Consider the following 10,911-nt stretch of genomic DNA (forward strand, 5'->3'; position numbering starts at 1 on the left):
TTGGGATCAGCCGGGACGGGTCCCGGCGGCTCCCCCGCCTCTCCCGGCGCACCGCAGCGCCGCCGTCGCCGAGGGGCGACGTCGTTTGCTGCTGGTGGTAGCTCGGGCGAAGCGGATCATGACGGGATGATCCCGTCTCAGGCGGTCGCCGTCAACGTCCGTGCTGTTACAGTCCGCCGCGCTGCGACCGAAGCGGCCAGCCGCTCCAGCACCGCGACCGATTCGTCCCAGCCGATGCAGCCGTCGGTGATGCTCTGGCCGTAGACCAGCGGCCGGCCCGGAATCAGCTCCTGCCGGCCGGCGACCAGATGGCTCTCGACCATGACGCCGACGATGCGGTCGTCGCCGGCCTCGACCTGGCGTGCCACGTCCTCGACCACCTGCGGCTGGTTCTCCGGCTTCTTGCTGCTGTTGGCGTGGCTGGCGTCGATCATCACCGTCGGCCGCAGCCCGGCCCGGGCCAGCTCGGCACAGGCGGCCTCGACGTTGGCGGCGTCGTAGTTCGGCGCCTTGCCGCCGCGCAGGATGATGTGCGCGTCGTCGTTGCCGGCGGTCGAGGCGATGGCCGACCGGCCGCTTTTCGTCACCGCCATGAAATGATGCGGCTGCGACGACGAGGAGACGGCGTCGACCGCGATCTTCACATTGCCGTCGGTGCCGTTCTTGAAGCCGACCGGGCAGGACAGGCCGGACGCCATCTCGCGATGGATCTGGCTCTCGGTGGTGCGGGCGCCGATCGCGCCCCAGCCGACCAGGTCGGCGATGTATTGCGGCGTGGTCATGTCCAGGAACTCGCAGGCCGCCGGCAGGCCCAGCCGGTTGACCTCCAGCAGCACGCTGCGCGCCCGCCGCAGCCCCTTGTCGATCTGGAAGCTGCCGTCCAGGTCGGGGTCGTTGATCAGCCCCTTCCAGCCCACCGTGGTGCGCGGCTTCTCGAAATAGACCCGCATGATGATCTCCATCTCGCCGCCCAGGCGCTGGCGCAGCGGCTGCAGCCGGCGGGCATAGTCCAGCGCCGCCGCGGGATCGTGGATCGAGCACGGGCCGATCACCACCGCCAGGCGGTCGTCGGTGCCGTGCAGGATGGCGTGCAGGGCGCGGCGCGCCTCGGTCACGGTGCGGGTGGCCACGGCATCGCGCGGGAACTCCTGCATCACCTCGGCGGGTGTGCTCAGCTCCTTGATCTCGCGGATGCGCAGGTCGTCGGTGGTCTTCAACACGGCTTGGGGCTCCTGGGGTTCACCCCGCCGGCGGCAACAAAAAAGCCGCCAGGGGATCTGGCGGCTCTCGGGTCGGCTGTGGATCGAACTTCAGATCACGCGCACCCTCGCTCCGCCGCTGGCAGCGGGAAGCTAAAGTACCAAAAATAGGTCGCGCGGACGGAGTTCATGTTCTGCATATAAGCCGGGACCGGGGCTTTGTCACGGCCGTTCTTTCGCGAATCGCCGGATCGGGCAGCCACGGCGTTCGGAATGTTGCGACCATGGTGCCGGGCCGGAACCGCAAGGGCGCCCGCGGGTTTTTCCGGGGCGCCGCTCGGAAGGGCTTGAGCCCGGCCGTCCGGCACGTCAGAACGGCATGTGCCGTCGCGACCTGGAAGCGGAGCCCCGTCGATGAAACCCGTCCGAGCCCTTCTGCCCATCCTCGCCGCCATCCTGCTGTCGTCCACGGCCATGGCGCAAACGACCCAGCGCTATGCCCCCTGGCAGCCGGCGCAGCAGGATCAGACCAAGGCGCTGCTCGACGACCTGTCGCGGATGATCAGCCAGGCCGAACGGGACAAGGCAGCCAGCCCGGACTTCATCGCCGACCTGAAGGGGCTGGCGGAGCGCTACTCCGCCACCATCGCCCCGCCGGCCTCCACCGCGCCGGTCCCGGCCCAGCCGCCGGCGGCCCCGGCGCAGCCGCCGGCCGCGGCGCCCGTTCCGGCTCCGGCCCCCGCGCCGGCGCAGCCGGCCTCGCTCGCCGGCACCCGCGTGTTCAGCGACGATTTCAGCGACGGCAACTTCACCGCCAACCCGGCCTGGACCTCGCTGCAGGGCACCTGGACCGTCGACAAGAGCGGGCTGCACAGCGACACCAAGGCGGCCAACGGGCAGCAGGGCGGCGTCGCGGCGATCTCGCTGCAGCAGACGCTGAAGAACAATTTCGGGCTCGAATTCGAGCTGACCGACGTCGCCAACCAGGGCCAGTTCGAGATCCGGGTCTTTCAGGGCGCGTCCAAGGATTCCGGCTACCGGCTGGTCTATCTGCCGGCCAACAGCCCGGTCTTCGCGCTCTACCGCGCCGGCCGCTCGGGCATCACCCAGGTGGCGCAGACCAGCAACACCGCGCCGCTGCGCCGCGGCGACCGCACCCGCATCACCTGGACCCGCGATGCCGCCGGCCGGATGGTGGTCGCGCTCGACGGCAAGACCATCATCGAGGCCAGCGACAACGGGTTCCGCGACGGCTGGAACGGCGTGATGCTGGTGAATTTCGGCGGCGACTTCGCCCTGCGCTCGACCCAGGGCGTGAACTGACCGGGGGTCGGCTCAAGCCTTCTCCGGAACCGCCTCCATCGCTCCACCACCCTCGGCCCAGTCCTTGAAGGCGCCGAGGTTGCGGACGTCGGTGTAGCCGAGGTCCTGCAGCGCCTTGCCGGCCAGGGCCGAGCGGCCGCCGGAGGCGCAATACAGGATCACCGTGCGGTCGCGGCGGAAGGCCGGGTCGTGGTAGGGCGACTCCGGATCGGCGCGGAACTCCAGCATGCCGCGGGAGACATGCGCGGCGCCCGCGATCTTGCCGGCCTTCAGCTCCGGCGCGTCGCGCACGTCGACCACCAGGGCGCCGCCCTGGATCAGCGCCGCCGCCTCGTCGCGGCTGACTCGCGGCACCGCGGAATTGGCGGCGGCCAGCAGTTCCTTGACCGATGTCGTCATGAACGTCTCCTGACGCTAAGAGGGTTTGCGCCCGACGGCGAGCGCGATGGCGAAGCCGTCCGGGTCGATGAAGGCGGCCTCGGGCCCGGCGCCGGTGGCGTCGAAGAACCGGGCCATGAAGCAGCGTAGCGCCGCGCACAGCGCGATGTCGGCGATCTGCACGTCGCGGAAGCCGACCGCCCGCAGCGCGCCGATGTCCCGCTCGGTGATGCGCGAGGCGTCGCGGGCCACGGCCTCGGCATAGGCCAGCATCGCGGTGTCGCGCTCGCACAGCCCGGCGGTGCGGAAATCGGCCTGCACCGCCAACACCTTGTCGCGCGATCCCAGATCGTCCAGCAGCATCTTGCCGTACACCACCGAGCAGTAGCTCGACGGCACCTGCTTCGCGGCGATGAAGGTGATCAGCCGCCAGTCGCGCGGCGACAGCGAGAAGTTGGCCTTCACCTGGGCGTAGAACGCCTCCCAGGCCGGCAGCAAATCGGGCCGGGCGGTCCAGCAGGCCGTGGCCGACATGACGAAGCCGAGCCGCGCCCGGTCCGCCGCATAGGAGTCCGCGACCTTGCCGGTCGCGTCCTCTTCCCTGATCGTCTCCAGAAACATCCTGACACTCTCCCCCAACCCGGCGGCCGCCGTGGCGGACCCGGGTCATCTCCGGTCAGGATCGGGAGCGGGGAAGGGGCCGTCAATCTCCCGAATGGGAGGTGACAGGCGCGCCGGATTGTGGATGGGGCTCAGTCTTCCGCCAGCGCCGTGACAACGTCCGGGGCGATCAACGTCCCGATCGGCTCGCCGCGGCAGATCCGCTGCATCGCGCCCGCCCGGTCGAAGGCGAAGACATGCAGCGGCAGCCCGTGGTCGCGGGCCAGGAGGATCGCCGACTGGTCCATCACCTTCAGCTCCTGCGCGATCGCGTCGGTGAAGGCCAGGCTGGCGTATTTGCGCGCGGTGGGGTCGGTGCGCGGATCGGCGGTGAACACGCCGTCGACCCCGTCCTTGGCCGCCAGCACCGCGTCGCAGCGCAGCTCGATCGCCCGCTGCACCGCCGGGTAGTCGGTGGTGACATAGGGTTGGCCATTGCCGCCGGCCAGCACGACGATGGCGCCCTTGGCCAGATGCCGGTCGGCGCGCAGCCGGATATAGGGCTCGGCCATCGACGGGATCGGCACCGCGCTCATCACCCGCACCTCGGCGGACCGCGCGGTCAGCGCCGCGCGCAGCATCACCGCGTTGATCACGGTGCCCAGCATGCCGATGTTGTCGGCCTCCGCCCGCTCGATGTGCCAGGCGTCGGAGACGCGGCCGCGGAACACGTTGCCGCCGCCGATCACCACCGCGATCTCGATGCCCAGCGCATGCACCGCCAGGATCTCGCCGACGATGTGGTCGATCGCGCCGGCGCCGAAGATCGACCCGTCCGCGCCGGCCATGGCGCCACCGCTCAGCTTCAGCAGCAGCCGCTTCTGTGCCATCGTGCCCTCCGCTCGTCTCGCTGGGCACCGCTGTCGCCGGCACCGCCGCAGGATGCCCGATTTCGGGTGTGCGCGGAACCCGGCCGCGCTAAAGATTTCGCCGACCCTCCCGACGGAACGAAACCCATGGATTTCACGGCCCTGGACGATCGCCCCTATCCGGTGCTCGCCGATGCGACGATCCCGGAGCTGCCGGCCCATTACCGCGGCAAGGTGCGCGACAATTACGACCTGCCGGACGGGCGGCGGATCATCATCGCCAGCGACCGGATCAGCGCCTTCGACCGGATCCTCGCGGCCATCCCGCTGAAGGGCCAGGTGCTGACCCAGACCGCGCGCTTCTGGTTCGAGCAGACGCGCGACATCTGCCCGAACCACGTGCTCGAGTATCCCGACCCGAACGTCGTGGTCGGCCGCCGGCTCGACATCCTGCCGGTCGAGATCGTGGTCCGCGACTACCTGGCTGGCACCACCGGCACCTCGGTCCTGACCCTGTACAAGACCGGCCAGCGCGAAATGTATGGCATCCGCCTGCCCGACGGGCTGCGCGACAACCAGAAGCTGCCGCGGCCGATCATCACCCCGACCAGCAAGGCCTTCGACGGCGGCCATGACGAGCCGCTGACGCCGGACCAGATCGTCTCCCAGGGCCTGCTCACCGCGGCGCAGTGGTCGCAGCTCAGCGACTACGCTTTCGCCCTGTTCGCCCGCGGGCAGGAGATCGCGGCGAAGCACGGGCTGATCCTGGTCGACACCAAATACGAGTTCGGCACCGATGCCGAGGGCCGCATCGTCCTGGCCGACGAGATCCACACCCCGGACAGCAGCCGCTACTGGCTCGCGGACAGCTATCAGGACCGCTTCGCCAGCGGCGAGCGGCCGGACAGCTTCGACAAGGATTTCGTGCGCAGCTGGGTGGCGGCGCGTTGCGATCCGTACAAGGACCCGATCCCGGAGATCCCGGCCGAGGTGATTCGCGCCACCGCCCAGGTCTATGTCCGCGCTTACGAGACCATCACCGGCCGCCGCTTCGAACTGCCCGCGACCGACCGCCCGGTGCTGGACCGGATCCGGGAGAATCTGGCCAAGTACTTCTGAGGCCGGCGCCCGCCCCCTCACCCGAAATCGCTATGCGATTTCGACCTCTCCCCAAGGAGAGGTAAACAATCCCTCTCCTCGGGGAGAGGGAGGGGCCCGCCGCTTGCGGCGGGAGGGTGAGGGGGCTGGCGCGGTGTCGAGCCCTTAGGGAGCAATCCTTTCCGCCGCCACTGTCCGCCCGTCGATCGTGCCGGTGATGCGGGCGACGGCGTCGGTGTCGCGGTCGTTCCAGGCCAAGGCCAGCGTGCCCGTCGCCGCGCCGGCCAGCGTCAGCTCGGCGGTGACGTCGCCGGTCGACTGGTCCCAGCGGATCGTGCCGGACACGGCGAGGTCCTCGGCCCAGCGGGCCTGGTCGAGGGTGAAGGCGAAGCCGGCGTCGAAGGCCTCGAAGGTGAAGGTGCCGCCGCGCAGCCCGACGCCGCTGCCGCCGCTGTTGACGAAGTAGCGTGCCAGCACGTCGCCCGCCGTCTCCGCCGCCGCCGCGGCCAGGCGCAGATCGGCCTCGGTTCCGGCGTTGCCGGCCGTGGCCACGGCCGGAGCGACATCGGCCGCCTTGACCGCGAAGGCCGGCACGGTGCGGATCGGCCGGATCCGCTGGGTGCAGGAGGTGTCGCCGGCATCGCCGCCCGAGCGCACGAAGTTCAGCACGATCGGCGCGACGCAGCCGGTGGCGTCGGCGCCCTTCGGCGGCACGAAGATCGCCTGGTCGGTGATCGCGGTGATGTGGGTCAGGTTGCGCACCGGCACATAGGTCGCATCCGGGAACAGCCGCGCCGTCTCCAGCCCCTCGATCGGCGAGGTGACGCTGTCGATGTCGCCCGACAGCACCAGGGTCGGCACGTTCGGGAACGGCGCCTTCGGGTCGGCCGCTGTGCCCGGGACCACGCCCTTCGGCGGCGCTGGCCAGTCCAGGCACAGGTCGCGCCGCTCCCATTTGTGCGGCGAGGTGTCGACCTCGGCGATGGTGAAGGGGGCGTAGACGTCACGCTCGATCGCCTGCTTCTGGGCCGTGGCGCGCACCAGCTGGCGCCGCCGCTCGGACCGCGACGCGTCGGCGCGGAACAGCTGCGGATAGTCGCTGCAGACTACGGCGACATAAAGCGCGGTGGAAAAGGCGGCCGGATCGCTGCCCGGCGTGTTCCAGGACGCCGCCTCGGCCATCAGCCGGTGCAGCGGCGCCGGGTCCTGGGCGTCCAGATAGGCGCGGGCCGCGGCGTCCAGGTCGCGATAGAAGGTCGGGCTGCCGCCGGCGCTGTTCATGGTCAGGAACAGGGTCGGGGCGTCGACCGCGATGCCGACGGTGTTGCCGTCGCCGTCCGGCGCCTCGGCCTTGCCCGGCTTGGCCCGCAGCGCCGCCACCAGCCGCTCGATCCGGTCGAGCGAGCGGCCGCCGAGGGCGCGGCAGCTGGGCGAGCGCCGGCAGGCCAGTTCGAAGCCGTCGCGCGCCGTGGCCCATTCGGTCTCGAACCAGGGCGACAGGCCGATGGTCGGATAGGCGCTGTCCAGCACGATGGTGCGCAGCCGGTCCGGATGGCGCTGGGCGAACACCTGGCCGAACCAGGTGCCGTAGCTGTCGCCGTAATAGTCGACCTCGCCGATCTGCAGCGCGTCCAGCACCGCCGCCACGTCGTCGGCGGCAGGGGCGGTGCCATACATCCAGGCGGCCGGGCCCAGCTGCCTGGCGCAGGCGGCCAGGGCAGCGGGCACGAACTCGCCGGCCTCCTGCAGCGCCTGGCACTGGATCGGGTCGGACAGGCCGGTGCCGCGCTTGTCGACCAGCAGCACGTCGCGCCGGCCGCGCAGCGGCTCGAACAGCCGCAGATAGCCCTCGCGCGTGCCGGTCGAGGAATAGCCGGGTCCGCCCTCCTGGGCCAGGACCACGCCCTCGGCCGGCTGGCCGGCGTCGCGGTGCGGGTAGAACTCGAAGCCGATCGCCACCGTGCCGGGCAGTGTGCCGGCGGAGTCCAGGGGCCGGCTGATCTGGCCGCAGAAGCCGCCGAAATCGGGCTGGCAGGCGGTCAGGGTGACGCCGCCGACCTGGATCGTCGCGGCCGGGGTTTCGGCAGGGACGGGGGCCGGCGCAGGGGCCTGCTCCTGGGCCGCGGCGCCGCCGCCGGCCAGCAGGGCGGCGGCGAGCCACAGCCGCGCCCCGGCGATCCTGATCCGCTGCATGGCCTCCCCCTTCGTTGTTGATGCCGGCGGCGGCCCCCGGCCGCTCGCGGCTACAAAGTTCTATGCCGGGCGCGCGACCCGCGCTCGATCGCCGACGCCACCAGCCGGTCGACCTCGAACTTGTCGCGCATCAGCTCCAGCAGGCGCAGCTCGGGCTGGCTGGCCGTGCCGTCCGCCGCGATCGAATCGCAGGCGATGGCATAGGCGGTCTCGCGCAGATGGTCCGGCAGCGTCTCGGCGATGATGTCGAGGGCGCGGTCGATGCCGTCATCCTGCTGCAGCAGGTCGATGCAGTCGCGGGTCAGGTCGGGGATGCGGTCGATGTCGAAGTCGCGGAACACCGGCAGGAAGCGCACCATCTCCGACAGCGTCTCGACCTCCGCATCGGTCATGTTCGTGTCGGCCACGGAGGCGAGCACCATGGTGTAGATCAGGGCGCCGTGGGCGTCGGTCGTCATGGCAGTCTCCGCTGGCCTGCGAGTCGCGGGAAGGATCGTCCCGGATATGGCGCGGAACCCCGCGGGGCGTCAAGGCGAGGGGCCGGTTCCGGCGGGCACGGCCGCCCGGAACGATGTTTTGCAACCCAGCCTTCCCCCGCCGCGCTTCCCCGTCCCGGCCCGGCGTGGCATGAGGGGCTCCATGCAGGCGGTGATCGACGTGGCGTTGCCGGTCTTCGGCGTGATCTTCCTCGGCACCTTTGCCGGGCGCATCCGGCTGCTCGGCCGGGCCCAGTCGGAGGCGTTGAACGGCTTCGTCTACTGGATCGCGCTGCCGGCGCTGCTGTTCCTGGCCATGGCCCGCACCCCGGTGGCCGGCATCCTCAACCTCAACTTCATCGGCGCCTTCCTCGGCGGCGTCCTGGCGGTGTGGCTGCTCGGCTCGGTGCTCGGCGCCCTGATCCACCGCGCCGATGCCGGCGAGGCGACGATGCAGGGCATGAATGCCGGCTTCTCCAACACCGGCTACATGGGCATCCCGCTGTTCGCCGCCGCCTTCGGCCCGGCCCGCGGCCTGCCGCCGGCCTCGCTGGCCACCGTGATCATGAGCGTCGCCTGCGTCGGCCTCGCCGTGGTCGCGCTCGAGCTGACCGGCAGCCGCGGCCGCGGCATCCTGGCGGCGCTGCGCGACGTGGCGCTGGCGCTGTTGAAGAACCCGCTGGTGGTGGCGCCGGTGCTCGGCGTGCTGTGGTCCTGGTCCGGCCTTGCCGTGCCGACCCCGCTGGCGACGCTGCTGTCGCTGCTCGGCGCCGCCGCCAGCCCCTGCGCCCTGTTCGCCATCGGCCTGTTCATGGCCAGCCAGACGCTGCGCGGCGGCCTCCGCGAGGTCGGCTGGATCTCGGTGCTCAAGCTGGTGTGGCAGCCGCTGATCACCTGGGGCCTGGCCGCGACCATCTTCCCGATGGACCCGTTCTGGACCGCCAGCGCCGTGATCCTGGCGGCGCTGCCGACCGGGGCGCTGACCTTCGTCGTCGCCCAGCGCTACGGCGTCTATGTCGAGCGCACCTCGGCGGTGATCCTGGTTTCGACCGTGGTCTCGGTGCTGACCCTGTCGCTGCTGCTGGCGGTCTACGCGCCGCAATTCCCGGCCGGCTGACGCCCGCGCGGAAACAAACAAAATTTGCCTCAAACGGCCAAAATTTGCCTCAAACGGAGTGTGCCGGATCGCGAAACCTGATGTTACTCTTCGGGAAACAGCCGAAGCCGGGAGGACTCCAGGATGCGTGACGAAGGCCCGATCCGCCAGCTCCCCAAGCGCACCATCGCCCTGGTCCTGGCCGGCGGAAGGGGCAGCCGCCTCAAACAGCTGACCGACCGAAGGGCGAAGCCCGCGGTCTATTTCGGCGGCAAGTTCCGGATCATCGACTTCGCCCTGTCGAACTGCATCAACTCCGGCATCCGCCGCATCTATGTGCTGACCCAGTACAAGTCGCACAGCCTGCTGCGCCATCTGCAGCGCGGCTGGGGCTACCTGCGCGCCGAGATGCATGAGTTCGTCGACCTGCTGCCGGCGCAGCAGCGGGTCGACGAGGCGATGTGGTACCGCGGCACCGCCGACGCGGTCTGGCAGAACCTCGACATCTTCGAGGCCGAGGGCCCGGACCATGTGCTGATCCTGGCCGGCGACCACGTCTACAAGATGGACTATGCGGCGATGATCGAGGATCACGTCCGCAGCGGCGCCGACATCACCGTCGGCTGCGTCGAGGTGCCGCGCATGGAGGCGACGGCCTTCGGCGTGATGCATGTCAACGACCAGTGGCGCGTCACCAGCTTCCTGGAGAAGCCGGCCGACCCGCCGCCGATGCCCGGCCGCCCCGACATCGCCCTGGCCAGCATGGGCATCTACGTCTTCAGCATGCGCTTCCTGGCCGAGCAGTTGCGCCGCGACGCCGCCGACCCGACCTCGGAGCATGATTTCGGCAAGAACATCGTGCCGTTCCTGGTCGAGAGCGGCCATGTCCGCGCCCACCGCTTCTCCGAAAGCGCGATCCCGAACCCGAGCTACGTCGAGCCCTACTGGCGCGACGTCGGCACCATCGACGCCTATTGGGAAGCCAATATGGACCTGACGACGGTGACCCCGGCGCTGGACCTCTACGACCGCGACTGGCCGATCCACACCTATCAGGAGCAGCTGCCGCCGGCGAAGTTCGTGTTCGAGGACGGGGCCCGGGTCGGCAAGGCGGTGAACAGCACCGTCTCCGGCGGCTGCATCGTCTCCGGCTCCACCGTCCGGCAGTCGGTGCTGTTCTCCAAGGTGCGGGTCAACTCCTTCGCCCGGCTGCACGAGGCGGTGGTGCTGCCGGAATGCGACATCGGCCGCCACGCCCGGCTGAACCGGGTGGTGCTGGACCATGGCGTCCAGATCCCGGAGGGGCTGGTGGTCGGCGAGGACCCGGAGCTCGACGCCAAGCGCTTTTACCGCACCGAGACCGGCATCGTCCTGATCACCCAGCCGATGATCGACGCGCTGGACTGAGGGGGCACGAAGCGCGCAGCCGCGTATCGGCTGTGACGTCCGAACATATGGCCTCTCCTGCCTGTGAGACCGTATTGTTTGTCTTGGTCAGGACATGCCTTCCATCCTCCCCCTCCCCTTGCGGGAGGGGGTAGGGGGAGGGGGCTCTCGATGAGGGGATCGGGCGTGGAGTATCCAGGATTGCTGCCGGGTCCGGCGATCGTTCGACATCGGCCCCGGTGGGGCCAAACCCCTCCCCCTTCCCCCCTCCCGCCAGGGGAGGGGGAGGGTGA

At 70.4% G+C, this 10,911-nt stretch carries 10 protein-coding genes; 4 read left to right on the forward strand and 6 right to left on the reverse strand.

Annotation, left to right across the window (positions count from 1 at the left end; genetic code table 11):
- Nucleotides 1-137: 137 nt before the first annotated feature.
- Complete coding sequence (locus ACTOWL_RS22880) at nt 138-1,220, reverse strand: 3-deoxy-7-phosphoheptulonate synthase (protein ID WP_441323582.1); 1,083 nt, start codon at nt 1,218-1,220, stop codon at nt 138-140.
- A gap of 393 nt (nt 1,221-1,613) precedes the next feature.
- Between ACTOWL_RS22880 and ACTOWL_RS22885 the strand changes: the two genes are divergently transcribed.
- Nucleotides 1,614-2,522 carry a hypothetical protein gene (locus ACTOWL_RS22885; protein WP_441323583.1) on the forward strand — a complete coding sequence of 303 codons (909 nt, stop codon included), beginning with the start codon at nt 1,614-1,616 and terminating at the stop codon, nt 2,520-2,522.
- Between the two features lie 12 nt (nt 2,523-2,534).
- Here ACTOWL_RS22885 and ACTOWL_RS22890 read toward each other — a convergent pair whose 3' ends face one another.
- From ACTOWL_RS22890 to pyrH, 3 genes are all read right to left on the reverse strand, one after another.
- Nucleotides 2,535-2,921 carry a rhodanese-like domain-containing protein gene (locus ACTOWL_RS22890; protein ID WP_441323584.1) on the reverse strand — a complete coding sequence of 129 codons (387 nt, stop codon included), beginning with the start codon at nt 2,919-2,921 and terminating at the stop codon, nt 2,535-2,537.
- Nucleotides 2,922-2,936: 15 nt separating this feature from the next.
- Nucleotides 2,937-3,521 carry a carboxymuconolactone decarboxylase family protein gene (locus tag ACTOWL_RS22895; protein ID WP_441323585.1) on the reverse strand — a complete coding sequence of 195 codons (585 nt, stop codon included), beginning with the start codon at nt 3,519-3,521 and terminating at the stop codon, nt 2,937-2,939.
- Nucleotides 3,522-3,652: 131 nt separating this feature from the next.
- Nucleotides 3,653-4,390 (reverse strand): UMP kinase, encoded by a 738-nt coding sequence (pyrH, locus tag ACTOWL_RS22900; protein WP_441323586.1) that lies wholly within the window; start codon nt 4,388-4,390, stop codon nt 3,653-3,655.
- 126 nt (nt 4,391-4,516) lie between these two features.
- On the opposite strand from pyrH, the gene ACTOWL_RS22905 reads away from it, so the two are divergent.
- Nucleotides 4,517-5,488, forward strand: a complete 972-nt coding sequence (locus tag ACTOWL_RS22905; protein ID WP_441323587.1) for a phosphoribosylaminoimidazolesuccinocarboxamide synthase — start codon at nt 4,517-4,519, stop codon at nt 5,486-5,488.
- Nucleotides 5,489-5,632: 144 nt separating this feature from the next.
- Here ACTOWL_RS22905 and ACTOWL_RS22910 read toward each other — a convergent pair whose 3' ends face one another.
- Both ACTOWL_RS22910 and ACTOWL_RS22915 read right to left on the reverse strand, forming a co-directional pair.
- A complete protein-coding gene (locus ACTOWL_RS22910) occupies nt 5,633-7,660 on the reverse strand; it encodes an alpha/beta fold hydrolase (protein ID WP_441323588.1) in 2,028 nt (675 codons plus the stop codon).
- A gap of 50 nt (nt 7,661-7,710) precedes the next feature.
- Nucleotides 7,711-8,118: a tellurite resistance TerB family protein gene (locus ACTOWL_RS22915; RefSeq protein ID WP_441323589.1), complete on the reverse strand. Its 408-nt coding sequence runs from the start codon at nt 8,116-8,118 to the stop codon at nt 7,711-7,713.
- A 181-nt stretch (nt 8,119-8,299) separates the two neighbouring features.
- Between ACTOWL_RS22915 and ACTOWL_RS22920 the strand changes: the two genes are divergently transcribed.
- Together ACTOWL_RS22920 and glgC are read left to right on the forward strand one after the other, a co-directional pair.
- Complete coding sequence (locus tag ACTOWL_RS22920) at nt 8,300-9,253, forward strand: AEC family transporter (protein ID WP_441323590.1); 954 nt, start codon at nt 8,300-8,302, stop codon at nt 9,251-9,253.
- 123 nt (nt 9,254-9,376) lie between these two features.
- On the forward strand, nt 9,377-10,639 hold the full coding sequence (gene glgC / locus ACTOWL_RS22925; protein ID WP_441323591.1) for a glucose-1-phosphate adenylyltransferase: 1,263 nt from the start codon (nt 9,377-9,379) through the stop codon (nt 10,637-10,639).
- The last annotated feature ends 272 nt before the right edge of the window (nt 10,640-10,911 follow it).

Origin of the sequence: Inquilinus sp. CA228, from assembly GCF_052078665.1 — a bacterium.
GTDB lineage: Bacteria > Pseudomonadota > Alphaproteobacteria > DSM-16000 > Inquilinaceae > Inquilinus.

Coding starts and splice junctions, on each gene's coding strand:
- ACTOWL_RS22890 (WP_441323584.1), bottom strand. CDS start 2,921: ATGACGACATCGGTCAAGGAACTGCTGGCCGCCGCCAATTCCGCGGTG.
- ACTOWL_RS22905 (WP_441323587.1), top strand. CDS start 4,517: ATGGATTTCACGGCCCTGGACGATCGCCCCTATCCGGTGCTCGCCGAT.
- glgC (WP_441323591.1), top strand. CDS start 9,377: ATGCGTGACGAAGGCCCGATCCGCCAGCTCCCCAAGCGCACCATCGCC.
- ACTOWL_RS22910 (WP_441323588.1), bottom strand. CDS start 7,660: ATGCAGCGGATCAGGATCGCCGGGGCGCGGCTGTGGCTCGCCGCCGCC.
- ACTOWL_RS22885 (WP_441323583.1), top strand. CDS start 1,614: ATGAAACCCGTCCGAGCCCTTCTGCCCATCCTCGCCGCCATCCTGCTG.
- ACTOWL_RS22915 (WP_441323589.1), bottom strand. CDS start 8,118: ATGACGACCGACGCCCACGGCGCCCTGATCTACACCATGGTGCTCGCC.
- ACTOWL_RS22895 (WP_441323585.1), bottom strand. CDS start 3,521: ATGTTTCTGGAGACGATCAGGGAAGAGGACGCGACCGGCAAGGTCGCG.
- ACTOWL_RS22920 (WP_441323590.1), top strand. CDS start 8,300: ATGCAGGCGGTGATCGACGTGGCGTTGCCGGTCTTCGGCGTGATCTTC.
- pyrH (WP_441323586.1), bottom strand. CDS start 4,390: ATGGCACAGAAGCGGCTGCTGCTGAAGCTGAGCGGTGGCGCCATGGCC.